The 24,318-nt window shown below is 63.9% G+C and carries 20 protein-coding genes; 11 read left to right on the top strand and 9 right to left on the bottom strand.

The genetic code is table 11. The features are described from left to right. Position 1 precedes the first annotated feature (1 nt). Positions 2 to 2,773, bottom strand: coding sequence for a pentapeptide repeat-containing protein (locus tag DGI_RS19235; RefSeq protein WP_235619899.1), 2,772 nt, complete (start codon positions 2,771 to 2,773; stop codon positions 2 to 4). Positions 2,774 to 3,004: 231 nt separating this feature from the next. Between DGI_RS19235 and DGI_RS09235 the strand changes: the two genes are divergently transcribed. The 5 genes from DGI_RS09235 to alaS all read left to right on the top strand — a co-directional run bounded on the left by DGI_RS09235 (position 3,005) and on the right by alaS (position 10,823). Continuing rightward, positions 3,005 to 4,066 (top strand): tyrosine-type recombinase/integrase, encoded by a 1,062-nt coding sequence (locus DGI_RS09235; protein WP_021760667.1) that lies wholly within the window; start codon positions 3,005 to 3,007, stop codon positions 4,064 to 4,066. A gap of 652 nt (positions 4,067 to 4,718) precedes the next feature. Further along, complete coding sequence (locus DGI_RS09230) at positions 4,719 to 5,297, top strand: GNAT family N-acetyltransferase (protein ID WP_027192814.1); 579 nt, start codon at positions 4,719 to 4,721, stop codon at positions 5,295 to 5,297. A gap of 164 nt (positions 5,298 to 5,461) precedes the next feature. Then, entirely contained in the window at positions 5,462 to 6,820 is a 1,359-nt protein-coding gene (locus tag DGI_RS09225) for a B12-binding domain-containing radical SAM protein (RefSeq protein ID WP_021760665.1), read from the top strand. A gap of 187 nt (positions 6,821 to 7,007) precedes the next feature. Next, on the top strand, positions 7,008 to 8,123 hold the full coding sequence (gene recA / locus DGI_RS09220; protein ID WP_021760664.1) for a recombinase RecA: 1,116 nt from the start codon (positions 7,008 to 7,010) through the stop codon (positions 8,121 to 8,123). A 51-nt stretch (positions 8,124 to 8,174) separates the two neighbouring features. Beyond that, entirely contained in the window at positions 8,175 to 10,823 is a 2,649-nt protein-coding gene (alaS, locus tag DGI_RS09215; protein ID WP_021760663.1) for an alanine--tRNA ligase, read from the top strand. A gap of 232 nt (positions 10,824 to 11,055) precedes the next feature. Here the strand turns inward: alaS and DGI_RS09210 are convergent, their stop codons facing one another. From DGI_RS09210 to DGI_RS09195, 4 genes are all read right to left on the bottom strand, one after another. Next, entirely contained in the window at positions 11,056 to 14,046 is a 2,991-nt protein-coding gene (locus tag DGI_RS09210) for a proline dehydrogenase family protein (protein ID WP_021760662.1), read from the bottom strand. Between the two features lie 12 nt (positions 14,047 to 14,058). Beyond that, complete coding sequence (locus DGI_RS09205; protein ID WP_021760661.1) at positions 14,059 to 14,550, bottom strand: Lrp/AsnC family transcriptional regulator; 492 nt, start codon at positions 14,548 to 14,550, stop codon at positions 14,059 to 14,061. A 175-nt stretch (positions 14,551 to 14,725) separates the two neighbouring features. Further along, entirely contained in the window at positions 14,726 to 15,754 is a 1,029-nt protein-coding gene (locus DGI_RS17185) for an AMIN domain-containing protein (protein WP_021760660.1), read from the bottom strand. Positions 15,755 to 15,848: 94 nt separating this feature from the next. After that, positions 15,849 to 16,136 carry a hypothetical protein gene (locus tag DGI_RS09195; RefSeq protein ID WP_021760659.1) on the bottom strand — a complete coding sequence of 96 codons (288 nt, stop codon included), beginning with the start codon at positions 16,134 to 16,136 and terminating at the stop codon, positions 15,849 to 15,851. Between the two features lie 338 nt (positions 16,137 to 16,474). Between DGI_RS09195 and DGI_RS09190 the strand changes: the two genes are divergently transcribed. Then, positions 16,475 to 16,897, top strand: coding sequence for a hypothetical protein (locus tag DGI_RS09190; protein ID WP_021760658.1), 423 nt, complete (start codon positions 16,475 to 16,477; stop codon positions 16,895 to 16,897). Here the strand turns inward: DGI_RS09190 and DGI_RS09185 are convergent. Further along, positions 16,840 to 17,478 carry a class I SAM-dependent methyltransferase gene (locus tag DGI_RS09185; RefSeq protein WP_021760657.1) on the bottom strand — a complete coding sequence of 213 codons (639 nt, stop codon included), beginning with the start codon at positions 17,476 to 17,478 and terminating at the stop codon, positions 16,840 to 16,842. The genes DGI_RS09190 and DGI_RS09185 overlap by 58 nt on opposite strands. A gap of 6 nt (positions 17,479 to 17,484) precedes the next feature. Next, a complete protein-coding gene (locus tag DGI_RS09180) occupies positions 17,485 to 18,708 on the bottom strand; it encodes a pyridoxal phosphate-dependent aminotransferase (RefSeq protein WP_021760656.1) in 1,224 nt (407 codons plus the stop codon). Between the two features lie 86 nt (positions 18,709 to 18,794). On the opposite strand from DGI_RS09180, the gene DGI_RS09175 reads away from it, so the two are divergent. Beyond that, the gene (locus tag DGI_RS09175) at positions 18,795 to 19,097 is read left to right on the top strand and encodes a hypothetical protein (protein ID WP_027192818.1); all 303 of its coding nucleotides are present in this window, start codon (positions 18,795 to 18,797) and stop codon (positions 19,095 to 19,097) included. Between the two features lie 9 nt (positions 19,098 to 19,106). Here DGI_RS09175 and DGI_RS09170 read toward each other — a convergent pair whose 3' ends face one another. Both DGI_RS09170 and DGI_RS18365 read right to left on the bottom strand, forming a co-directional pair. After that, on the bottom strand, positions 19,107 to 19,931 hold the full coding sequence (locus DGI_RS09170) for an HD domain-containing protein (protein ID WP_021760654.1): 825 nt from the start codon (positions 19,929 to 19,931) through the stop codon (positions 19,107 to 19,109). Position 19,932: 1 nt separating this feature from the next. Continuing rightward, positions 19,933 to 20,250, bottom strand: coding sequence for a hypothetical protein (locus tag DGI_RS18365; protein WP_034606822.1), 318 nt, complete (start codon positions 20,248 to 20,250; stop codon positions 19,933 to 19,935). A 226-nt stretch (positions 20,251 to 20,476) separates the two neighbouring features. Here DGI_RS18365 and DGI_RS09160 point away from each other — a divergent pair, with 226 nt between their 5' ends. From DGI_RS09160 to gcvPB, 4 genes are all read left to right on the top strand, one after another. Then, entirely contained in the window at positions 20,477 to 20,890 is a 414-nt protein-coding gene (locus tag DGI_RS09160) for a response regulator (protein ID WP_021760652.1), read from the top strand. A gap of 209 nt (positions 20,891 to 21,099) precedes the next feature. Further along, positions 21,100 to 21,477, top strand: coding sequence for a glycine cleavage system protein GcvH (gene gcvH / locus DGI_RS09155; protein ID WP_021760651.1), 378 nt, complete (start codon positions 21,100 to 21,102; stop codon positions 21,475 to 21,477). Between the two features lie 26 nt (positions 21,478 to 21,503). Continuing rightward, positions 21,504 to 22,835, top strand: a complete 1,332-nt coding sequence (gene gcvPA / locus DGI_RS09150) for an aminomethyl-transferring glycine dehydrogenase subunit GcvPA (RefSeq protein ID WP_021760650.1) — start codon at positions 21,504 to 21,506, stop codon at positions 22,833 to 22,835. After that, entirely contained in the window at positions 22,832 to 24,277 is a 1,446-nt protein-coding gene (gene gcvPB / locus DGI_RS09145) for an aminomethyl-transferring glycine dehydrogenase subunit GcvPB (protein WP_021760649.1), read from the top strand. Before gcvPA ends, gcvPB begins: the two co-directional genes overlap by 4 nt. The last annotated feature ends 41 nt before the right edge of the window (positions 24,278 to 24,318 follow it).

The raw sequence follows: 24,318 nt of genomic DNA, 5'->3' as shown, positions 1-24,318 counted from the left end.
GTTATTTTTGGGCCTCGGCGGCCTTGGTTTTCGTCACCAGCGTTTCCAGTGCCGCAACCTGCTCCGACGTGGGGCTGCCGATGCGGTACTCGGGGAGTTCAGCGAGGTCTATGCCAATGGCAAGGGCCTCACTCAGGGCGGGGTCGTCAAAGTATGCTTTGGCTAATGCCTCACATTCGACGTTGGCGTACTTCAACAACGCATTAGTAACTATCGCATCGTGGAGGGTCGCACGGCGGAGGTCCGCACCGCTGAGGTCCGCACCGCTGAGGTCCGCACGGCCGAGGTCCGCACCGCGGAGGTCCGCACCGCTGAGGTCCGCACCGTTGAAGTTCGCACGGCGGAGGTCCGCACCGCGGAGGTCCGCAAAGCCGAGGGCCGCAAGGCCGAGGTCCGCAAGGCCGAGGGCCGCAAGGCCGAGGGCCGCACCGTTGAGGTCCGCACCGCGGAGGTCCGCACCGCTGAGGGTCGCACGGCGGAGGTCCGCACCGCGGAGGTCCGCACGGCTGAGGTCCGCATGGTTGAGGTTTTCCCCCTGTAAGTTCTGTTCCTCAAGCACCAATCCCTGCAGTAGGCGACCTGTCAAACCAGTCCCCCACACTGGCTCAAGCCATGCCAACCATGCGTGGAAGCCTTGTTCATCAGGCCATGGGAGCGCTGTCCGCTGCTGCGTCTTCGTTGCACAAGCACAATGCATGGCCAGCAACGCTATTTCTGCATTGCGAGCCTGCTGGCACTGGGCCTTGAAAGATAGGCTCTCCGGTCGAGCCCCCATGGGCATCCCATGAACCACCGTATAGCTCAAGAGCGCAGCGCACAGCTCTTGCCACTTCACCAGTGTTTTTTGAGGCTCCTCAGCGACAAGTTCCTTGACATAATCATACATATCTTGGTCCATGTTTTGGGCACAGCAAAGCCCAATCCACGTTTCCAAGGAGGCTTGAGGGTTCCACTTTGCGGAACCAAGGTTCATTTTCTCTTCATGCATCTGTCGGAACGTCCTCACAATACTTCTGGCTGTCAAATACTCCCAAAAGGTCTTGTGCGTAAATTCGATGGTGGAGGTGTCACCAAGGCCGTGCCGAAAATAGAATGCCAGCAAAATCGTCCCAAGGGACTGTTTCTTTGCCCCATCGGCAATCGTCTCCAAGGCCTTGACGCACTGGGAATTCCCGCAGACCCTTTTTTCCACGTCCTTGAGTGTCGCGATGCCTGCGCCATTGTGCCAGACGCACACGGCAACTTCCTCCAACACCTGGAAAAAAGAGTCCTTGTCCAAGGGATGCCCAGGCCCTCCCTCGTCCCAATCCCGCCTGTGGACTTCCGCAAGCAGTTTTTCGTAAATGCTGACCCGGCTTTCCTCCTGGCTGAGGGGGGTTCGGGCATGGAGGCGAGCGACCAGATAGCCAAGCAATGGCCGTCTGGTCATTTCGAAGAGCCCTTCCGTATCAAGTTCCTCAGGCATGCCAGTCGCCGCACGACCTGTGGCCTTGCCGTAGTGCTCCCACCACACCGTGCGCTGGTCTTTGCCTCGCAGGTCATCAGGATCCACTGCGTTGGGGACATCTTTGGAGGTGATTACATATGGCAAGACATGCAGCATGGACTGGTCCGTCCCCATATTCGCCTGACGCAGCTCCTGCGTTGCACCCTGAACCACCAGGTCCCGACCTGATACCAACACCTTCAGCCGTGCCCGCTGTGAGTTATATGCTTTCAAACTCTTGATGACCTTGGCAACATACAGCTTGGCAGCCTCGACCCCACGGGTGCCATCTTCCATGGCCAGCTCATCAAGCCCGTCCAGGATGACCAGCAGGGGATCGCGTGATTCGTTCAAGGGGTCGAACGGCAGCAATTCGGCTGCCTGCACATAGCCCCTGAGCGCCTTGTCAAAAGATCGTTCCAGGTTCTGCAGTCTATGCAATGGCACAAACAGCACCCGCCAGCCAGTGGTGGCATACGATGTTGCCAGACGCGCCGCCAGCATCTTGGTGAAGGAGGACTTGCCGCTTCCCGGACCGCCGCAGACGATGCGAAGGGCATCGCGTATGTTGGGAGATGCCAACCAAGCATCAATGGATTTGTCCAGCCAAACCACATGCTGCTGTTTTTGGTTATCCGTGTCATTTCCCTCGTAATAGCCCCGCAACGAAATGTAGACGGCGTCCAACCCAAAGGCTTCACCCATCATGGGCAGCCGGGGCTGCAGCTGCAGCAGGGCGTTGTACCGGTTCCACGCAAGCGCGTTCGGCGTGGCCCTGGAGGCGATGTCATTTTCTGAAACCCCGACGCCCTTGAGAATGGTCGTGTACCGCTCCAGATCCTTCGCACAGACAGCAAACCACATGGCTTCGAAGGTGACGGCAAAGCGCGTGACCGTCCACTCCGCGGCCAGTTTGTCCCCCAGACGATCATGTAGCCAAGGCTGCAAGACGGTATGCACCGCGCTGAATGGCAGATGCTCCCGCGGGGTTTCGAGAAATGCCTGGTCCACTGCAAGGGTCTGTTGTTCCGCCTCCTTGGCAATGGCTTCGGCCATGGCAGTGGCCAGGTCGCTACGGGCTTCATGGGGAGTATGTTGCAGACGAGGGGTATCAAATAGCAACTTCTGCGCCGCCATGGTTGCGGCGGAAAGGAGAAACTGGAGCAGGCACTCCCCGGCCGAATCCTTCAGGCCGAAATCTTTGAGCGCTTCCGTGCCCTGGGTGAGAATGTTTTCAGGATCCAGGCGGGCAATGTTGAATGCCCCCTTCACCACATGCTTGAGCACGACTTTCAAGTCGCCCGTGACATCCTTGCGCCAGATTGAGGCTGGGCACTTGGCTTCGAGCTGGTTCCCCATCGACATCCCTCACCTACTGCTGGTTCCCGTTTCAGAGGAAATGGCAGAAGCCGCAACAAACCGCAATCCCCAATACAGACAATCCCCAGGCAGGGCAGGCACCCCCCACGGCCCGCATTCTCATTGTCCACTCGTTCCACCTGGAGTATGCTCATCCCTATGCCCATCTACCAAACCAAGAAAGGCGTCTGGTTCGTCCAGTATTACCTGCCCGGGCAGAAGAGCCCCGAGAAGGAGTACACGGGCGTGGGCGAGGCCGGGCGCACGCGTGCCAAGGTGCGCGATGCGGAAATCCGGCTGCTCAAGGCCAAGGGCGCGCTCAAGCCCCAGCGCCGCGGACGGATGCACCTGGATGAGCTGGCCCAGCTTTACCTGGACCACGCCAAGAGCCAGGGGAAAAGCGAGCGCTGGCGCAAGGAGTTGGGGCAACTGCTCAACGGTGTGGTGTTGCCCCGCCTTGCCACGCGGCCCGTGGACGACCTTGCCTATGCGGACGTGCTGGCCCTGGTCAATGCCGCGTGGCCAGGACGCAGCCCCGCCACCATCAACCGCTATCTGAGCTACCTTCAGGCCATCTTCCGCTTTGGGATCATGCAGGAGCTGACCGGCAAATCACCGCTGGCGCACTGGAAGAAGGCCCGCGAGGACCGGCGCCCCCTGCAGCTCACGCTTGAAGACCTGGCCCGCATCAAGGAGCATGCCCCGGAGCACCTCGCGTGGGCGCTGGAAGTCATGTGGGAACTGGGCGCACGCCCGGGGGAATCCGAGCTGCTGGCCCTCAGGTGGGAGCACGTGGATTTTGTCGGGCTGACCATCCACGTCCCAGGCACGAAGACAGAAGGCGCCGACAGGGTGATGCCCATCACGGAAGACTTCCGCGCCCGGCTGCTGGTCATGCGCCAGCGGTCGAGGTGCACCCATGTCATCGAATACCAGGGCAAGCCCGTGAAGAAATTTCGCCGCAGCCTGACCTCCACCGTGGAACGGGCCGGCATCCCCTACCCTGTTCGCATGTACGACATCCGGCACCTGTTCGCCTCTGTGATGATCAAGGAAGGGGCAGACGTGGCATTGGTCTCCAAGCTGTTGGGGCATTCGACGGTTCAGACAACGCTGAAGCACTATCGCCACCTCCTGCATGGTGAACTGGCCCAGGCCATTGCCAAGAAACCGGCGCTCCCGGGCCCGAAGCAGAAGGCTGTCATCCATCGCGTGAAGTAGCTGTTTTTTCTGGATGCGCGGGTGTGGGCTGGTAGGCTGTTTGGTAGGTTGTTTCAGGCGAAAAAAAGCCCGCAGACAGCTACTCTGGCGGAAAAATATCAAGCAATTTCCATGCGTAGATGCACGACCCCATGAATGGGGTTCAGGGGGTCGGAGGTTCAAATCCTCTCATCCCGACCACAGATTTCCCCAAGAAAATGGGCCGGTTAACTGACAAGGTTGACTGGCCCATTTTTCGTTGCTGTCAACCTCCTGGTGAACCTCTGGTTGACCGGGGTGTTGGAGAGAACTGTTTAAGCAACTGTAATCACTGTGTCTGGACCTGTATGAAAGGGATGAAGGCTGCCCCCTAATTTCCCGGGTGCTTCATACATCCTTCTGCAATTACCTCAGACACCCTCAAACACCGTATGAGACTTGATGTACGGTGGGCTGTTTCATTTGGGGCGTATCTTTGAAATAAAAGGAGGGACATTGCTGCCCCTCCGTGTCCAGCTAACCCGCATATTGCACGAACGCCCTCATGTCCTTGGCGCAGACGTTCGGGCAATATGCGGGCTAGGCGGAAGCGCCCTGATTCGTTGGATACGTATCCGGCGAGAACTGGGAACACTGGCAGGAGTGGCCCGCAGAACGCGTCACAGGAACCACCATGCACGCGACATTGCACGGCAACGCGCCCCCTCTCGAAATCCGAAGCGCCATGGATGCAGACTCGCCAGCGGTGCATGCAGTCGCCCTGGCGGCGTTCGGCAAGGCGCAGGGCCCGGAAATCGTGGACCTCATCGACAGCCTGTCCAAGGATGCCAGCGCCATGCCTGTGCTGTCGTTCGTTGCCACCTGCCAGGCGCGAGTTGTCGGGCATATCCTGTTCTCGAGTGTACGGCTCACGGGCGCGCGCGAACAGGTGGCGGCGTCCATTCTGGCGCCGCTGTGTGTGCATCCGGACTTCCAGCAGCAGGGAATCGGCGGAAGCCTGATCCGTTTCGGACTCAGCCGCTTGCAGGCCATGGGCGTTGGGCTGGTATTCGTGCTGGGACATCCAGGCTATTACCCTCGCCACGGCTTTGTGCCCGCCGGCGAGCGCGGTCTGGCGGCCCCCTACCCGATTCCGCCGGAACATGCCGACGCCTGGATGGTGCAGGCACTGCGACCGGACCTGCTCGGCACCGTGACGGGAACGGTGGCCTGCGCCCAGACGCTTACCGATCCCAGGCATTGGCAGGAATGAGTCCAGGTCCATTTTACTGGGGGCAGGAGCCCGCCGACGGGGCTGCTGGCCAGGGCGGCAGGCGCTGCGCGTTCGCTTGACGGTCGGGGGCCATGCGGCTATGTTCAAAATAGGGTGAGCTGTCGCCCCCTTGCACGACCTTTCGCACCGTCCTTGAGGAACACATGCATATCCTCCTCACGCAGCCCCTGGTGTCCCTTGTGTTGGAGCCGCCGCATCTGCCCGATCTGGGCCTGGGTTATCTCGCGTCCTCCCTGCAGGCGGCCGGCCATGCGGTGCATGTGCGGGACTGGAACGCCCCCGGCGACGAGGCCTCTTTGCTGGAAGACTGCCGACGCCTCGCCCCCGGACTCGTCGGCGTCAAGGTGTTCACCAAGGATACGGCCGCCGCCATGGCCACGGTGCGCGCCATCCGCCGCGCCCTGTCGGGCACGCGCATCATCCTGGGCGGGCCGCATCCCTCCTGCGCCGAACCGGCGGAAGTGATGGCAGACTTTCCCGAGCTGGATTACGCCTTCCGCGGCGAGGCCGAAGCCGCCCTGCCAGCCCTGGCCAGCCTGCTGGAGCACGGATCTCCTGACGATGACTCCCTGGCTGCCATCCCCGGGCTGGTGTGGCGCAGCGCCGACGGCGTGCGGGCCAACCCGCCGGCCCTGACGAGGGATCTGCCCGGTCTGCCGCAGCCTGCCTGGGATCTGCTGGCTCCGGAATCCTATAATGTCCTTGGCCTGGCAGATGCGCTGGGGGGAGCTGCCGCGCCCATCATCACCACCCGGGGATGTCCGGGGGCCTGCAGCTTCTGCAGTGCCTGGATGGTCAGCGGCAAGCGCATCCGTTTCCGCGATCCCGAAGAGGTGGTGGACGAAATGCGCCGCCTGCAACGCGACCATGGCGTGAAGAGTTTCATGATCATGGACAACTGCTTCACGTCCTCCTCTGCGCATTTCACCGGCATCTGCGAAACCATGCTGCGGGAGAACATCCAGGCCACCTGGGACTGCTGCAGCTACGAGCGGCTGGATCATCTGACCGAGGAAACCGTCTCCCTCATGCACCGCGCCGGCTGCCGCATGCTGCACCTGGGCATCGAGTCCGCCGCGCCGCGCATTCGCACCGGCTTGCAAAAGCATTGCAGCCTGGAGGACTACCGCCGGGTGACGGCGCTGTGCAACGCCCACGGCATCGCCCCTGTGGGGTGGTTCATCCTTGGCTTTCCTGACGAAAGCCTGGCGGAAATGCACCAGACCCTGCGCTTTGCCTTCTCCCTGGATCTGGCCATGGCCACGGTGACGCCCTGCTACCCCCTGCCGGGCTCCCAGGTGTATCAGGCCCTCAAGGCCAAGCACGGTCTTGACCGCCTGCACTGGGACACCTTCGACACCAAGCGCTCCCCCTGGCCCATGCACCAGGGCAGCACCGCCCGGCGCAACAGGCTGCTCAAGCTGGCGCGCCTGGGCATGAAGATCATGCGCCGCTCCCCGCGCCTGGGCCGGCTTTACGGCAGGTTGATGTTCCCCGCGTAGCCTTCACTCCGGGGACAGCCGCCGCCACGGGAAGCCCCCCATCGCCCGGTGTGCGGAGCCCGACAAAGGCCGGGGGCGCGTGTGCAGAATTCCCTGCGCCACGGGCTGTCCCTGCCCTTGCCCCCTCCCCCTCCCTTCTGCTATGCCTCCTTCCACCTGATTTCCCTTTTTGTACGGAGCATCCTTCATGGCGCGCAAACCCGCCGCACCTGTCGATCCCCTGGCCGCCCGGCAGGAGGCCCTCTCCACCGCCCTGGCCACCATCGAGCGCAAATACGGGACCGGCTCGGTGATGAAACTCTCCGACGAGCATCATGTCGCCATCCCGGTCATCCCCACCGGCTCCATCGGCCTGGATCTTGCCCTGGGCGTGGGCGGCATCCCCCGCGGCCGGGTGAGCGAGATATACGGGCCGGAGTCCTCGGGCAAGACCACCATTGCCCTGCATGTCATCGCCGAATGCCAAAAGCTGGGCGGCACCGCCGCCTTCATCGACGCCGAACATGCCCTGGACGTGAACTATGCCCGCCGCCTGGGCGTGAAGACGGATGAGCTGCTCATCTCCCAACCCGATTACGGCGAGCAGGCCCTGGACATTGCCGACATGCTGGTGCGCTCCAATGCCGTGGATCTGGTGGTGGTGGACTCCGTGGCCGCCCTCATTCCCCAGGCGGAACTGGAAGGCCAGATGGGAGAAACCCAGGTGGGCGGTCAGGCGCGGCTCATGAGCCACGCCATGCGCAAGCTCACGGGCACCATCCACAAGTCCCGCACGTCCATCATCTTCATCAACCAGATCCGCATGAAGATCGGCACCATGGGCTATGGCAGCCCCGAGACCACCTCCGGCGGCAACGCCCTCAAGTTCTATGCCTCCATCCGGCTGGACATCCGCAAAATCCAGACCCTGAAGGACAAGGAAGAAGTCTACGGCTCCCGGGTGAAGGTGAAGGTGGTCAAGAACAAGGTGGCCCCCCCGTTCCGCGAGGCCATCTTCGACATCCTCTACGGCCAGGGCATCTCCCGCGAGGGCGAACTCATCGACCTGGGCGTGGAAGCCAAGATTGTGGACAAGAGCGGCGCGTGGTTCGCCTTCGGCTCGGAGCGCCTGGGCCAGGGCAAGGAGAAGGTTCGCGACTTTCTCCAAGAACATCCGGACATTCGCCAGCAGGTGGAAGAAAAGCTGCTGGCCCACTTCGGCATGGAAGGCCCGCCCAAACTCACGGGCGCCATGCCCGCCGCCGACGACGACAGCCCTTTTCCTCCGGACGCCGGCTACGACGACGACACCATGCCCGACTAGCGTCAGCCATTTTCCCCAGTATCCGAGTTCACTTTTCAGGAGCCCCACATCGTGTTCACCGCCGACGAAATCCGCCGTCGTTTTATCGACTTCTTTGCCGCCAAAGGCCATGCCCCCGTCGCCTCCTCCGGTCTGGTGCCCAAGGACGACCCCACCCTGCTCTTCACCAACGCCGGCATGGTGCAGTTCAAAAATGTCTTTCTGGGGCAGGAAGTGCGGGAGTATCGCCGCGCCGTCACCTCCCAGAAATGCCTGCGCGTGGGCGGCAAGCACAACGACCTGGAAAACGTCGGCCGCACGGCCCGGCACCACACCTTCTTTGAAATGCTGGGCAACTTCTCCTTCGGGGACTACTTCAAGCGCGAGGCCATCAGCTTTGCCTGGGAATTCCTCACCCAGGAACTCAAGCTGCCCAAGGACCGGCTGTATGTGACCATCTTCCGGGACGACGACGACGCCGGCCAGCTCTGGCAGGACGTGGCCAACGTGCCCCCAGACCGCATCTATAAGATGGGCGAGAAGGACAACTTCTGGAGCATGGGCGACACCGGCCCCTGCGGTCCCTGCTCCGAGATCCTCTTTGACCAGGGCGAGCAGATGTCCTGCGGCGAGGACTGCGGCATTGGCCTGTGCGACTGCGACCGCTTCCTCGAAATCTGGAACCTGGTGTTCATGCAGTACGACCAGCTGCCAGACGGCACCCGCATGCCCCTGCCCAAGCCCTCCATCGATACAGGCATGGGCCTGGAGCGCATCAGCGCCGTGTGCCAGGGCGTGCAGTCCAACTTCGATATCAACCTGTTCCAGGACATCATCCGCTTCGCCGCCTCCCTGGCCGACACCCGCTACGGCGCCACCGACGACGGCGACACGGCCCTGCGCGTCATCGCAGACCACGCCCGGGCCACGGCATTTCTCATCGCCGACGGCATCCTGCCCTCCAACGAGGGCCGCGGCTACGTGCTGCGCCGGCTCATCCGCCGGGCGCTGCGCTTCGGCACCCTCATCGGCCTCAAGGATCCCTTCCTGCACAAGGTCTGCGGCGAGGTGGTCCGCCTCATGGGCGTCGCCTTCCCCGAACTCCTGGACAACGCCGACTTCATGCAGCGCGTGGTCCGGGAAGAGGAAGACCGCTTCTCCCAGACCCTGGGCAAGGGGCTGATCATGCTGGAAGAGGAAATGGCCGCCCGCCGCACCGCAGGCGACATGACCATCGCCGGCGAGTTCGCCTTCAAACTGTACGACACGTTCGGCTTCCCCCTGGACATCGTCAAGGATGTGGTGGAACGCCAGGGCTTTTGTGTGGACGAAGCCGGCTTCACCGCCCACATGCAGGACCAGAAAACCCGCGCCAAGGCGGCCTGGAAAGGCTCCGGCGAGGCCGGCCTGGCCGGCCAGTTCCGGGCGCTGCTGGAACAGGGCATCTCCAGCCGCTTTGTGGGCTACGACACCCTGACGCACCAGAGCGAGATTGTCGCCCTGCTGGACGAGGCCGGGCAGCTCGTCGAATCCCTGCCGGCCGGTGCCAAGGGCTATCTGGTGGCCCGGGCCACGCCCTTCTACGGCGAATCCGGCGGCCAGTTGGGGGATGGCGGCGCGTGCGCCACCGCCACCGGCCAGGCCACGGTGACGGACACCCTCAAGCCGTCCCCGGACCTCACCGTGCATGTGGTCGAGGTGCGCCAGGGCAGTCTGGCCGTGGGCCAGGATGCAACCCTGGACGTGGCCGAGGGCAAGCGCACGGCAACCGCCCGCAACCACACCACCACGCACCTGCTGCAGGCCGCCCTGCGCAGCGTGCTGGGCGAACACGTCAAGCAGGCCGGCTCCCTCGTCGGGCCGGACCGCATGCGCTTCGACTTCACGCACATTGCCGCCCTCACGGCCGAAGAAATCGCCCGGGTGGAAGAGCAGGTCAACGCCGCCATCCTCAAAAACATCCCCGTCAGCATCTGCACCATGGACTATGAAGCGGCCGTGGCCAGGGGCGCCATGGCGCTATTCGGCGAAAAATACACCGATCAGGTGCGCGTGGTGGAAGCCCCGGGCGTGTCTGTGGAGTTGTGCGGCGGCACGCACCTGACGGCCACCGGCCAGGCCGGCAGCTTTGTTATTCTTTCGGAAACCGGCGTGGCCGCCGGGGTGCGCCGCATCGAGGCCGCCACCGGCTGGAACGCCCTGCAGCATCTCATGGCCCAGCGCCAGGAGCTGGGCGAAATCGCCGGGCAGCTCAAGGCCCAGCCGGGCGAATCGGCCCGCAAGGTCCAGCTGCTGCTGGAGGAAGTCAAGGCCCTCAAGAAAGAGAACGAAAAGCTCGCGGCCAAGGCGGCCACGGCTGCTTCCGGCGGCGGCGGGTCCATCATGGATGCGGTGGAGACCATCGGCGGCGTGCAGGTGCTGGCCGCCAAGGTGGACGCCCCCAGCGTGAAGGTGCTGCGCGACCTGATGGACGACGTGCGCTCCAAGCTGCCCTCCGGCGTGGCCCTGCTGGCCGCGGAAGCCGAAGGCAAGGCCCCGCTGATTCTGTATGTGTCCAAGGATCTGCACGGCCGCTTCACCGCGCCGTCGCTCATCAAGGATGTGGCCGCCGTGGTGGGCGGCTCCGGCGGCGGCCGGCCGGATCTGGCCCAGGCTGGCGGCACGGAGCCGGGCAAGATTGCCGAAGCCATCGCCAAACTGAAAGAGCTGGTGGCGGGATAACTCCACGCACCGCACCCTGCCACGCAATGAGCGCATGTTCCTTTTGAAAAAGGACGTTGCGAGAGGGGAGAACCTTTTTGCAAAAGGTTCTCCCCTCTCGCGCTCTCCCCTTCCAACACTTTGATAGTTCTTTGTAATTATACCAAAAAAAGTCTTTGGAAAGGGGGTTCGGGGGAAGAACCTTTCTTCAGAAAGGTTTTCCCCCGAGAACTCCTTTCAAAGATACCTTGCCCTATTCGTCCACCGGGGCAAAGCCGCGGCGCATGGTGTTTTCGGTGGTGTTCACGGGATCCACGAACTGCAGCAGGTAGTCCGGGCCGCCGGCCTTGGAGCCCACGCCGGAGAGCTTGAACCCGCCGAAGGGCTGGCGATGCACCAGCGCGCCGGTGGTACCGCGGTTGATGTACAGGTTGCCGGCTTCCATCTCCTGCTTGAAGCGCTCGATGCGCGCCGGAGAGCGGGAATACAGCCCGGCCGTAAGGGCAAACTGTGTGCTGTTGGCCCAGTCCATGGCCTGGTCAAAATCCTTGGCCCGCATGACGGACAGCACCGGGCCGAAGATTTCCTCCTGGGCCAGACGATGCTGCGGCGTGATGCCCTCCACGATGGTCAGGGGCACGTAGCACCCCTCAGCCCACAGGGGCTGCGGCGCGGTGTGCATGAGCAGCACGTTGCCTTCGGTGTGGGCCAGTTCCACGTACTGGTTGACGTTGCGCTGCTGTTTGGGATCGATGACCGGCCCCATGACATTGGACGAGTCCTCAGCCGGACCGATCTTGACGGATCGCGCCGCCGCCACCAGCCGGGGCACAAAGCGGTCGCACACGCCATCCAGCACGATGACCCGCGAGCACGCCGAGCACTTCTGCCCCTGGAAGCCGAAGGCGGAATACAGCGTGCCGGCCACGGCTTCGTCCAGCTCGGCGTCGTCGTCGATGACAATGGCGTTCTTGCCGCCCATTTCGGCGATCACCCGCTTCACATGGGCCTGACCGGGAGCCGGGACGGCAGCCGTCTTGATGATGTGCAACCCCACTTCCATGGACCCGGTGAAGGCGATGCCGTGGATGTCCTTGTGGCCCACCAGATGATCGCCCATCACGGAGCTGCGGCCGGGCAAGTAGTTGAAGACGCCGCCGGGAATGCCCGCGGCCTGGAAGACTTCCTTCAACCCGTACCCCACCACCGAAGACAGGCTGGACGGCTTGTACAGCACCGCATTGCCCGTCACCAGCGCCGCGGCGCACATGCCCACGGAGATGGCAAAGGGGAAGTTCCAGGGGGCGATGACGGCCACCAGCCCCTTGGGACGATACGCCAGACGGTTGGACTCGCCGGGCAGGGAGGCCTCGGTGCGCGGCGCGGCCAGCCGCTCGGCCTCGTTGGCGTAATAGTCCAGGAAGTCGATGGCTTCGGCCACGTCCGCATAGGCCTGGTCCCACTGCTTGCCCACTTCCAGCACCTGCCAGGCGCTCAGTTCAACGATGCGCTCGCGGCAAATGCCCGCCGCCTTGCGCAGGCAGTCCGCACGCTGGGACGCCGGCAGCCGGGCCCAGGCCTTCTGCTGCGTCCGGGCGGCGGCGATGGCCGCTTCCACCTCTTCCACGCCGGCCTGGCAGACATGGCCGATCACCTCGTCCTGTCTGGCCGGGTTGCGGGTGGCGATGGTGTCCGGCGTTTCCACGTCCTTGCCATCGATCCACAGCGGGTACGTCCGCCCCAGCCGGCTGCGGACCATGGCGATGGCCGCCGGGAAGGCCTGCCGGCTTTCCGGCACGGTGAAGTCCACCATGGCTTCGTTGTCGAACGGTTTCCTGACGCAGGCCGCAGCGGGTTCGGCAGGTTCCGGCGCAGGCAAAATCTTGGTGGCCGGGTCTGCCAGCAATTCTTCCTGGCTGGCTTCGTCCACAAAGCTCTGCCGCAAAAAGCTCTCGTTGGCCGTGTTTTCCAGCAGGCGACGCACAAGATAGGCCATGCCGGGGATGAGATCGCCATACGGGCAATACAGCCGCACGCGGCCGGCCACGTTCTTCAGGCCCTTGCGCACGGGTTCGGCCATGCCATAGAGCACCTGGAATTCGTAGCGGGACTCATCCACGCCCAGGGCCTTGGCCATCTCCATCACCGCGCTGATGGTGCGGATGTTGTGGGAGGCGCAGGCCAGGTGGCAGATGTCCGCATGCTGGAGGATCTTCCAGGCACAGCGTTCGTAGCAGGCGTCGGACTCGGGCTTCTGCAGCCAGACTGGTGCTTCCCAGCCATTCTGCCGGGCCACGACGGTCTCGTAGTCCCAGTACGCGCCCTTGACCATGCGCAGGGAGATGGGCCGGTTGTGCTGCCGGGCCCAGGCCAGCAGATCGTCCAGGTCGGCTTCGGTATCGCGCAGGTAGGTCTGGAGCACCAGACCCAGGTGCGGATAGTCCTTGAGTTCGGGATGCAGCAGCAGGCGCTTGTAGGCCTCGATGGTGATGTCCTTGACGCTGAGCTGCTCCATGTCGATGCACAAGAACCCGCCGATCTCCTTGACCTTCAGGGCCATGGGCAACAGGCGCTTGAGCATGCCCTGCACGGAGCCTTCAAAGTCCCGCGGGGTGGCCTGGGAATAGAAGGCCGTGGGCTTGACGGCCAGGTTCACCTTGGGGGCGTGGCCCCAGTCCAGCTCGTTGCCGGCGTTGCCCAGGGGCTTCCACTTTTTCTGCGCCGCGCCCAGGGCATCCAGGAGCTTGAGGTGATCTTCCAGATGCTCGTCGGCCTCCTCCTCGCTCATGGTCGCTTCGCCCAGGCTGTCGATGACAAAGGCGAAGCCGTCCTTGCGCAGCTTTTCAATGGAGCTCACGGCCTCCTTGGCGTCCTGCCCCACGATGAACTGGCGGCCCATCTTCTCGATGTTGGAACGGATGCCCTTGGCCATCAGCCCCAGGCCGAGGGACCCGGCCAGACTGGCCCCCTTGAGGCCGGCAGACATCACCGGCGGCAGCTCGCCGCAGCCGTCCTGGAAGTATTCCTTGATGTGGCGGACCAGGGAATCGGTGTCGTGGATGGCCGGGATGACGTCCACAAAGCGGAACATCTTCACCTTGAAGTCTTCGTGCTTCATGGACCAGTCCATGACCTTGCCGGTCCACCAGCCCTTATCGAAAATGGATGGGGCCTCGCCGCTGATGCTGGCGAAAAATTCCTTGCCGCGGGCAATGACGGCGGGTTCGAGGGTGCGAGGATCCATGCGGATGCTTCCTTATGCCTGGCGGCCGCCCTCCCCGGCCTCAAGGTCGGGAAGGGGCAAGGGGTTGGATTCACAAACCGTGGTCAGCACAATGGTGGTGCGGGTGTCACGCACCGTGGGCACGGCGCCAAACTGCTTGAGCAGCTGGGCCAGGGCGGTGGTATCTGCCACGCGCAACTTCACCAGGTAGCAGTCCTGGCCGGCGGTGTGGTGCACCTCCTGCACGCCGGGGAGCCGGGCCAGCTCCTCGCCGGCTTCGGTGGCGCCCACGGCCTCCTCGGTGCGCACGTTGGTGAAGGCGGTGAGCCCCCGGCCCAGGGCCGCAGGGTTGAGCTGCGCCGTGTACCCGAGGATGACCTGCCGCCGCTCCAGCTTGCGGATGCGCTCCAGCACGGCCGACGGCGCCATGCCCACCTCGCGGGCAATGGCGGCGTTGGAAATGCGGGCGTTCTCCTGCAGTAGCCGGAGTATCTGGACGTCGATTCGATCAAGATCGTATGCCATGGCCGTCAATACGTCTGCGTAATGGCAAATGTCAAGACGATCATTCGGAATCGGTCCCTGGCAACGCCAAAAAAAGCCCTCCCCGACAACGCCGGAGAGGGCAGGCAGCAACAGGACCGGACACCCCAGATGCACGGGGGGCAGGCGCACGCGCGCGTGGGCGCGTGGGACGAACTCAGCGATGCGGCAAGGTGATCAGCAGTTCCTTGGGTGAGGTCTTCTCCACCACCACCTCCTTGGGACCCGTGGTGGAGCCGCCGGCCAGTTCCACCACCACCCGCACCCGGTCCGCGTGCCGGCCCAGGCGCAGTTCGCGCACGCACAGGCCGTCGCCGCGGTCGCGGGTCATGGCGTTCACATCCCAGCTGCCCACCAGATCCAGGGCTACCCGGGGCGGATTCTCCAGCTGCAGCCATTTGTAGCGCAGCAGGGGCCTGGCCGAGGTGACGCGCAGCAGGCAACGACCTTGGACCTTCTCCACCTGGGCGGCCACCAGACTGTTCTTGTGGGCGCGCTCCTCAGCCGTGATGGGGGGATCTTTTTCCGGTGTCGAGGCGACGGCCGGAGCAGGCTTGGCCGCGCGGTCCGGGGTCGATTTTCTGGCTGGTGCGGCGGGCGGGGGCGGACTGGTGGAAACGGCTGCCAGACGGGCGGCATCCTGCAGGGCCTGCTGGACCACATCCCCGGGCTTGCCCTCGCTACGGGGTTTGCCCTCGCTGCGGGGCTGGCCAGATGCAGGACTGGGCGCAGGACTGGGCGCAGAACTGGTCGCAGAACTGGGGGACGGAGGGGCAGCAGGATTGGGGGGCGGAGGGGCAGCGGGAGGCGTTGGCGCCGCCGGCACAGGCGGCGCCGGCATGGGCGCCGTGGCGGACCGCGCCGGCACGGGCGCGAGATCCACAGCAGGCGGCAACACCGGTGGCGCTGCCGGCTGCGGCAGAATAGTTGTCTTGGATTGCCCGATGGGGGGAAAAGGCACCAGGGGCTGGCGCTCTTCGGCATCAGGCGGCGGGGAGGGGGAACGCGACGGCAGCGGCGGCAACAAATAGCTCGCCGCGCTGATCAGCAACGCCGTCACCGCCACGGTGGCGAGAATCAGATGAATCGGCTTGCTGGGGGGTGCACCGCCGGCGTGGTTGGATCTTTTGCCGCCGGAGCTTCCGGTCTGCTTTTGCGAACGCTTGATTTTCACCGGCGACGCCATTGCGTACCTCCCTGCCGTGCCCTTTCCTGCCCAGTCTTGCCCACTCCTGCCCAATCCTGACTTGTCGTGACTTGTCGTGACGGGTGCGCCGGATCTACTCCTTGGGCAACACAAGCCGCATGAGATTTTCGTACAAGTGCGTCATGTGCTGCGTGGTGTTCACGGCATAGTCTCGCACCGTGTACAAGAAACTGGTGGAATACAGATTCAAGGCAAGGGACACGGCCAGAATGACCAGCAGCCGGTTGTATCGCTTGCGGTTTTCGTTGATCAACACACGGGTCTCATCAAAGAACGTCTGCAGCTGGTACTCTGTATCTTCCTTCCACTCCTCAAGCTGCTTCGTGAGGGCGCTGAATTGTTCCGGCGTCATCTGGTTCATGGTCGTCTCCAGGAAAAAAAGCTGGACGGCAGGGCAGCGTTGGGGGGATGCGGAATCGGGCAAGGCCGCAGCTGTAACCCGCCGCAATCATTTCCACACAGCATGCGGTGCGCCCGGACTGGGCGGCCGTTTTCAAGAAATTCTATAACCAAGTCTAATTCTTGTCAAAACCAAATCAGAATCCGGCCTGCGCCGGGCGCTCGCCACACCCCGGCATTGACCATGCAAGCCCGCGGGGATATATGATGCGAAGCATTGAATGCTGCGGCGCCACCATGGCCAGCTTGCATTGGATGCCGCCAAAGCGCAACCGCTCGCACCACATTTTTGGACACGCCATGCGCATCTTCTGTGTCATCGCCTGTGTTGCATGCCTGCTGACTGCCGGCTGCGCTGCGTCGCGACAAGGGGACGACAAGGCAGCCCTGGCAGCCGCTGTGGCCGAATTTGAAGCTGTCTGCCGGCAGCAGGCCGCGCGGCATCTGGACAAGCGCCAGGCCGACAGCCTGTGTCGCTGCGTGGCCGAGAACCACCGGCTGCAACTCCATCCCGACGAACTGCGGCTGCTCATCCGTGACTACCGCGGCGAGTTTTCCGAAGACGCCCGCCTGCAGAACAACGATCTCAATCAGTTGGCCATGCACGATGCGCTGGTGGCGGAAGCCTGCCTGGAAAATCCATCCTTCCGGGCCGGCCCCCGTGCCTACGCCGCCCCCTGGGAGCGTCCAGGCCGGGCCAGGATGACCGCCAGCGCCCCCTGAAACAGGGAAGCCCGCTCCAGGACCTCGAATCCCGCCGCCTGCAGCACACCTGCCGCCGCGCCTCGGGCCAGGAAGTCCCGAAACATGGCGTAATGCCGTCGCCCGGCCAGCCGTTCCGGCAGGTGCGCGGCCAGCAGCGCCGCCCGGCCGCGCCAGTCTGCCGACTCCGGCAGGGCATAGTCCGCCGCCACCACCATCCGGCCCACACGGCCGGCTTCCGCCAGGGCTGCCTGTCGGACATGGTGGGGCATCTCGTGCAGACACAAGGAAAAGACCACGGCATCCGCGCCGGCGGCGGCCAGGGGCAGGCATACGGCGTCCCCCTGCAGCACGTCCAGCAGCGCCATGCGCCGCCCCCGGGCCACACGGAGCATGCCCGGGGAGCGATCCACCAGCAGACACGAGACCCCTGCGGCGGCCAGGGCCTGGCACTGCCGCCCCGTGCCGCCGCCCACATCCACCATGCGCGTCCAGCCCCTGGCGCGGGCCATGGCCGCCACCGCCCGCCGCAGGGGCGCAAGCAGCGGATCCAGCAAGGGATCATAGATCCCTGAAACCACCCCGTATTCGTCTTCCGTCATGCCGGATTATCCCAGAAGTCCGGCCGGATGACAGCCCGTGCGCTCCAGCCACCGGGCCAGACGCTGCAGGCCTTCCTCGATGCGTTCCAGGGACGTGGCATAGGAGAAGCGCAAGTGCCCTTCCCCGCCGGGACCGAAGTCGATGCCCGGCGTCACGCCCACATGGGCCTCTTCCAGGATGCGATTGGCCAGGGCCAGGGAATCCTGCCCCAGGGCCTCGCAAATCCGGCGCACATTGACGAACACATAGAATGCGCCGGTGGGCTCCGTGAGCAGGGAGAAGCCCATGCCGGTGAGGCGATCGATCATCAGCCGGCGGCGCTGGTCGTAGGTGGTGCGCATGGCCTCCACGTGGGACGCGCACTCCCGCAGCGCCGCCACCCCGGCCCACTGGGAGACGGTGTTGGGGGAGATGAACAGCGTCTGCGTCATGGAGGAGACGGCCCGGGCCAGCTGCGGCGGGAAAATCAGGTAGCCCAGCCGCATGCCCGTCATGGCAAAGCGTTTGGAAAAGCCGTCCAGCACCAGGGCCTGATCCGTGGCCTGCAGGGCGCTGACTTCCTGCAGCGCGGCGCCAGGGGCCGCATACACCAGGCCGTTGTAGATCTCGTCACTCACCAGACAGGGAGCGGCATCGGCCAGGGCCTGCAGGCGAGGCAGATCCAGGCACGTGCCCGTGGGGTTGCCGGGGGAGTTGACCAGCAACGCCTTGACGCCCGGTCCTCCCGACTGCATGGCGGCGCGCACGCCCGCTGGCGTGGGCTGGTAGCCTTCCTCCTCGCGCACGGGCACGAAGACCGGCTCGCCGCCGGCCAGGCGGATGAAATTGGGGTAGCAGGCGTAGTGCGGGTCAGCCAGGAGCACCTTGTCGCCGCTGTCCAGGATGGCGCAGAAGGCCAGGAGCATGGCTGGCGAGACGCCGTTGGTCACGGCGATGCGGTCCGGCGTCACTTCCACCTTGTACCGGTCGTGATACCACTGGCAGATGGCCTCGCGCAGCTCGGGCAGGCCCAGACTGTGGGTGTAGTGGGTGTGCCCGTCGCGCAGGGCTTTTTCCGCGGCATCACGAATGGGCTGCGGCGTCTCAAAATCCGGCTCGCCCACTTCCAGATGCACCACGTCGAGACCGGCGCGCTGCATGGCCTGGGCCTTCTCCAGAATCTCCATCACATAAAACGGCTTGACCAATGCGGACCGGCGGGACGGCGCCGGAGCGGAAACAGCATGCATGATGATCACCCATGACGCGCCGCGCATCGGTCCGCCGCCGGGCAAATTGCGCCCATCTGCTTGACCGACGCCCAAGGCGCGGTTACATGTTCATTGAAGAGGGAAACGCCGGCGGCTGCCCCCAATGGCCACTCGCGGAGAAATTCATCATGGCAATGAACACCGATCTTGCATGGCAATTCGTTCTGGATGGGGAACAATTCTCCAGCAACAACATCTCCCACTCGTTGCGCATGCAACACGCCACCTACGAGCAGACCAAGCATCTTGGCGAAGCGGTACCGCTGGCGGTGGAGATGGGCGAACGAAACATGAAACCCCTCATCTTCACCACAGCCGGGGAGCTGCTGGAGCAGCTTGCCGGACGGCTGATCAGCCAGCGGGCCTAAGCCCGCCGCTCAACATCGCCACTGCCGCAACGCCTGTGCGCATGCAGGCTCGGGCAGTGGCGATGTCAACAAATTCAGGACCATTTCCCGCAGCTGGCGCAAGGCTGCAGTGTCCGGCAGGGTTCCTAGCAAGGTCTGGATGTGGCCCTGCTCGCTCAGGAGCGTTCTGCTGCGGGCAAAATGCAGCTGGCCCACCCATCCACATAGCAGGATCTTGAAGTCGTTTGTCCACTGCATGGCCGTGTAATCGCCTGTTTTTCCCGAAAGAATGACTGCCAGCAGATCCGGGGAGTACTGCTCCGGATCCTCCTTGACGTGCAGCGTGACCACCGGATTGGACGTGTCCGCCGTGCTGAAATGCCCGGCCATGACCCGGATGATGTCCAGCTTGTCCGCATCGCGCACCACCTCCGCCAGACACCGCAGCGCCGGCGAGATGCCCCGGGGTAGCTCCCGACGGTTGTGCAGCATTACCGCGGCCTGCACCTGCCGGCGGGCAGCAGCCGGCATGACGGCGCAGGCCTGCTCCGTGCGCAGGTGCCGCACGCCCAGGCGGGCATGGTTTTCGGACTTGCCGTCGTGAAAGGTCCGGTAGCGCAGATATTGCGGAAACCTGCCGAAATCGTGCAACAATCCCGCGGCCAGACACAGGCGGCGCGGCACATCGGGCAGGGTCAGGGAATCGGCAATGGCGCGGGCATTGGCCATCACCAGCCAGGAATGCTCGCGCTTGAGCTCAATGTTGCGCGCATCCTCAGCCGTGCCCAGACGGTGCCGGGCCACATAGGCCTCAAACAGTTCGGGCAGCGCGCCCAGTTCCGGCTGCTGCAGCATGCTAACGCTCCGGGGTATCCGCGGCCCGGGCCTGTTCCTGCCCCTCGGGCTGGCTGCCGTCCTGCGCCTGGTCCACCACGGCCTGGCGCTCGCGTGCCTCCCGGGCCCGGGCTTCCTGGATTGTCTCCAGTCCCTCGGGGCGAAGCCGCCCGCCAGGGCCAAACAGTTTGCGCAGATACAGCACCACCCCCCCGAAAATGAGGGCCACAAAGCCAATCTTGGCCAAAAATGGCCAGAAGTTTGAGGGGTAGATGGCATCGAAGGGCCAGAACTCCCAGCCGGAGGCGGCCGCGAGGGTGAAAACGAGTGCAATATGCATGAGATATTTGCGTGAACGCACGCCGAAAATGGGTTGCGGGGCAGAAACGGTACCCCTCCTGTGCTGTAGCCCCTGGCGGCGGCAAATGCAAGCATCGCCGCAACCGGCCCCAAACAGACAACTATGCCACATTTTTACCGCGCATGGCAATTGACGCACTCCCGGATCCGTGGTTACTATTCGTTCGGCCTGATTTTTTGCACACTTCCTTACCGGAGCCGGGTGCATGAAGTTTCTGATTGTAGATGACGACTTCGACAGCCGCAAACTTTTGCAGAAGATCCTCCATCCTTTCGGCTATGTGGATATCGCCGTGGACGGGGAGGAAGGCGTGGAGGCATTCCGCGCCGCCTGCAAAGAAGGCGAGCCGTACGATCTGGTGTGTCTGGATATTCTCATGCCCAACATGGACGGGCAGAAAGCCCTGCGCGAAATCCGCGAGGTGGAGCGCGAGCTCCTGGGCGAGGCCTGCCGGCACGCCAAAGTCATCATGATCAGCGGCCTGGATGACAACCGCGAAGTGCACGACGCCTTCTTCCTGGGTGACGCAACTTCCTATATTGTTAAGCCAATCAGAAAGCAGCTATTACTTGAAGAAATCGCTGCCCTGGGCCTGACCCTCGCGCCCCTGAGCGAATAATCTGCCTGCCCTCCCCTGTGCTGACTGCGGCCATTCCTCTGCCGCGGCGACAGCGCCTTCGGGGTCGCTCCAAAAAACTTCTCAACTTGCCAGCCCAGACGGCTTGCAGTTGCGCCGCGGCGCACGTATGAAACGTCACGGGCCGGGACATCTCGCCACGGAAGACCGGGGGCGCGTTCCCCTTTTTCCTTATCTTTTAGGAGGAATGTATGATTCCTGATGATCTGCTGTATACCAAAACGCATGAATGGATCCGCATGGAAGACGACGAGGCCGTGGTGGGCATCACCCAGTTTGCCCAGTCCCAGCTTGGCGATCTCACGTTCGTGGAGCTGCCCAAGGTGGGCGACACGGTGACCGCAGGCGAGGAAATGGGATCCGTGGAGTCCGTCAAGGCAGCCAGCGAGATCTACTCCCCCGTGGATGGCGAGGTAATCGCCGTCAATGAGGAGCTGGTGGATACGCCCGAGGTCATCAACGAAGATCCGTATGGTGAAGGCTGGATGGTGCGCGTGCGTGTGACCGGGGGCCAGCCCTCCGACGGCCTGCTCACGCCCGAAGAATACGCCGACCTGCTTGAGGAATAACCAAACCCAAAGGATCGGCCACCTGCATGCCATACATCCCCCATACTCCGGAGCAGACGCAAGAGATGCTCAAGGTGGTGGGCGTTGAATCGCTGGAAGCGCTCTTCCAGGATATTCCCGCCTCCATGCGGCCCAAGTCCTTCAACCTGCCCCCTGGCATGAGCGAGCGCGCCGTGTGCGCCCGTCTGGAAGAACTGGCCCGCGCCAACAAGACGGACGTGGTCAGCTTTCTGGGTGGCGGGTTCTACGACCACCACATCCCGGCCATCGTGGATGCCCTTTCCTCCCGCGGCGAATTTCTCACCGCCTATACGCCCTACCAGGCCGAGGCCTCCCAGGGCACCTTGCAGGCCATCTTCGAATATCAGACTGCGGTCAGCCGGCTCCTGGACATGGATTGCGCCAACGCCAGCGTGTACGATGGCGGCTCAGCCCTGTTTGAGGCCTGCATGATGGCCGTGCGCGCCACCAAACGATCCCGCATTGTGGTGGATGAGAGTCTCTCGCCCATTTACCGCACCATGCTGGCCACCTACACCACCAACCTGCAATTGGAGCTGGCCACCGTGCCCCACGGCGGCGGTGTTTCCGACATGCAGGCGCTGCTGGCGGCCATTGACGACAAAACCGCCGCCGTGGTGGTGCAGAACCCCACCTTTTTCGGCACCATCCACGACTACACTGCCCTCTTCGCCCAGGCCAAGGCCAAGGGCGCCGTGAGCGTGCTGACCTGCTATCCGGTGCTGCAATCCATCCTCAAGACGCCCGGCCAGATGGGGGCCGACGTGGCCGTGGCCGAAGGCCAGAGCCTGGGGCTGCCCCTCTCCTTTGGCGGGCCGTACCTGGGCATCATGACCTGCACACGGGAGATCGTCCGCCAGATGCCCGGCCGTATCGTCGGCCGCACCGTGGACCACCAGGGCCGCACGGGCTACGTGCTCACCCTGCAGGCGCGCGAGCAGCACATCCGCCGGGCCAAGGCCACCTCGAACATCTGCTCCAACCAGGCGCTGTGCGCCTTCCGCGCATACGTCACCCTGTGCGTGCTTGGTCCCCAGGGGCTGGCCCGCATGGCCGAAGACGCCGTGGACAAGGCCCACTACGCCGCCGCCCGTCTGGCAGCCCTGCCCGGGGTGCGCCTGCTGTCCGATGCGCCCTTCGGCAACGAATTCGCCGTGGTGCTGCCCCGGAACGCCCACGAGGTGGTGGACAAATGCGCCAGCCGCGGCCTGGTGCCCGGCTTCCCCCTGGGCGGCTACTTTGCCGGGATGGACAACGTCCTGCTGGTGGCCTGCACCGAAAAGACCAGCCGGGAGCAGATTGGCCACCTGGCAGAAATGGTGGGAGGCTTGCTGTGAAAACCATCTTCGCCAAATCCATCCCCGGACGTCAGGGCCTCATGCCAGACGCGCCGGCAGCGCCGGCGGCCGCGCATCTGCCGCAGGACCTGCTGCGCCCGGCCGCACCACGGCTGCCCGAAGTCTCGGAACTGGACGTCATGCGCCACGTGAGCGAGCTTTCCCGCCGCAACTTCGGCGTGGATACCAACTTCTATCCCCTGGGCTCCTGCACCATGAAGTACAATCCGCGCTTCATGGAACACGTGGCCAGCCTGGACGGCTTCACCAAACTGCATCCCCTCATGGCCCAGCTGCGCGGGGCCGGGCACTTTACCCAGGGCGCGCTTGAGGTGATGTACGAGACCGAGCAGCTCCTGTGCGAAATCACGGGCATGGCTGCCTTCACCCTGCATCCCATGGCCGGGGCCCACGGCGAGCTTACCGGCGTCATGTGCATCGCGGCCTACCATCGGGACAAGGGCAACAAAAAAACCAAGGTCATCTGCCCGGATTCCGCCCACGGCACCAACCCCGCCACCGCCGCCCTGGCCGGCTATGATGTGGTGAACATCGCCTCCGTGGACGGCATGATCGATCCCGAGCACCTCGAAAATGCCCTGGACGACGACGTGGCCGCGGTGATGATGACCTGCCCCAACACCCTGGGGCTCTTTGAACGCCATCTGGAGCGCATCGTCGCCCTCACCCACGCCAAAGACGCCCTGCTCTATTACGACGGCGCCAACCTCAACGCCATCCTGGGCAAGATGCGCGTGGGCGACGTGGGCTTCGACGTCGTACACCTGAACCTGCACAAGACCTTCGCCACCCCCCACGGCGCCGGCGGCCCGGGCGCAGGACCGGTGGGCGTGGCCGAACGCCTGACCCCCTTCCTGCCCGTCTCCCGTGTGGTCAAACTCAAGGACGGCCGCCTGTTCCTGGACTACGACTACCCCAAGTCCATCGGATACATGGCGCCCTTTTACGGCAACTTCGGCGTGGTGCTGAAGGCGTATGCCTATATCCTGCGCCAGGGCCGCGAAGGCCTGACCCGCGTGAGCGAATATGCCGTACTGAACGCCAACTACATGCGCAAGCGTCTGGAATCCCATGTGGAGATTCCCCACGACCGCCTGTGCATGCACGAATTCGTGGCCTCGGCCGTGGCCCAGGCCAAACAGGGCGTCAAGGCCCTGGATGTGGCCAAGGCCCTGCTGGACAAAGGCCACCACGCCCCCACGGTCTACTTCCCGCTCATCGTCAAGGAATGCCTGATGTTTGAGCCCACGGAGACCGAAAGCCGCGAGACCATGGACCAGTTTGTGGATGATCTCATCGAGATCCTCTCCCTGGCCGGGACGGATCCCGCCTTCCTGCAGCACGCCCCGCACACCACCCCCGTGGGCCGCCTGGATGAAACCAAAGCCGCCCGCGACATGGTGCTGACCGACGACGCGTAGAGCACGTTGTTTTTGAAAAGAACTCTCGGGGGAAAACCTNC

Origin of the sequence: Megalodesulfovibrio gigas DSM 1382 = ATCC 19364, from assembly GCF_000468495.1 — a bacterium.
Taxonomy (GTDB): Bacteria; Desulfobacterota; Desulfovibrionia; order Desulfovibrionales; family Desulfovibrionaceae; genus Megalodesulfovibrio; species Megalodesulfovibrio gigas.
Note: the sequence above shows the minus strand (reverse complement) of the source record. Positions and strands in the feature narration are given on the sequence as shown.

Excerpts from the sequence above, each read along its gene's own strand:
- DGI_RS09235 (WP_021760667.1), top strand. The coding sequence starts at position 3,005 with ATGCCCATCTACCAAACCAAGAAAGGCGTCTGGTTCGTCCAGTATTAC.
- DGI_RS09230 (WP_027192814.1), top strand. The coding sequence starts at position 4,719 with ATGCACGCGACATTGCACGGCAACGCGCCCCCTCTCGAAATCCGAAGC.
- DGI_RS09225 (WP_021760665.1), top strand. The coding sequence starts at position 5,462 with ATGCATATCCTCCTCACGCAGCCCCTGGTGTCCCTTGTGTTGGAGCCG.
- recA (WP_021760664.1), top strand. The coding sequence starts at position 7,008 with ATGGCGCGCAAACCCGCCGCACCTGTCGATCCCCTGGCCGCCCGGCAG.
- DGI_RS09210 (WP_021760662.1), bottom strand. The coding sequence starts at position 14,046 with ATGGATCCTCGCACCCTCGAACCCGCCGTCATTGCCCGCGGCAAGGAA.
- DGI_RS09205 (WP_021760661.1), bottom strand. The coding sequence starts at position 14,550 with ATGGCATACGATCTTGATCGAATCGACGTCCAGATACTCCGGCTACTG.
- DGI_RS17185 (WP_021760660.1), bottom strand. The coding sequence starts at position 15,754 with ATGGCGTCGCCGGTGAAAATCAAGCGTTCGCAAAAGCAGACCGGAAGC.
- DGI_RS09195 (WP_021760659.1), bottom strand. The coding sequence starts at position 16,136 with ATGAACCAGATGACGCCGGAACAATTCAGCGCCCTCACGAAGCAGCTT.
- DGI_RS09190 (WP_021760658.1), top strand. The coding sequence starts at position 16,475 with ATGCGCATCTTCTGTGTCATCGCCTGTGTTGCATGCCTGCTGACTGCC.
- DGI_RS09185 (WP_021760657.1), bottom strand. The coding sequence starts at position 17,478 with ATGACGGAAGACGAATACGGGGTGGTTTCAGGGATCTATGATCCCTTG.
- DGI_RS09180 (WP_021760656.1), bottom strand. The coding sequence starts at position 18,708 with ATGCATGCTGTTTCCGCTCCGGCGCCGTCCCGCCGGTCCGCATTGGTC.
- DGI_RS09175 (WP_027192818.1), top strand. The coding sequence starts at position 18,795 with ATGTTCATTGAAGAGGGAAACGCCGGCGGCTGCCCCCAATGGCCACTC.
- DGI_RS09170 (WP_021760654.1), bottom strand. The coding sequence starts at position 19,931 with ATGCTGCAGCAGCCGGAACTGGGCGCGCTGCCCGAACTGTTTGAGGCC.
- DGI_RS18365 (WP_034606822.1), bottom strand. The coding sequence starts at position 20,250 with ATGCATATTGCACTCGTTTTCACCCTCGCGGCCGCCTCCGGCTGGGAG.
- DGI_RS09160 (WP_021760652.1), top strand. The coding sequence starts at position 20,477 with ATGAAGTTTCTGATTGTAGATGACGACTTCGACAGCCGCAAACTTTTG.
- gcvH (WP_021760651.1), top strand. The coding sequence starts at position 21,100 with ATGATTCCTGATGATCTGCTGTATACCAAAACGCATGAATGGATCCGC.
- gcvPA (WP_021760650.1), top strand. The coding sequence starts at position 21,504 with ATGCCATACATCCCCCATACTCCGGAGCAGACGCAAGAGATGCTCAAG.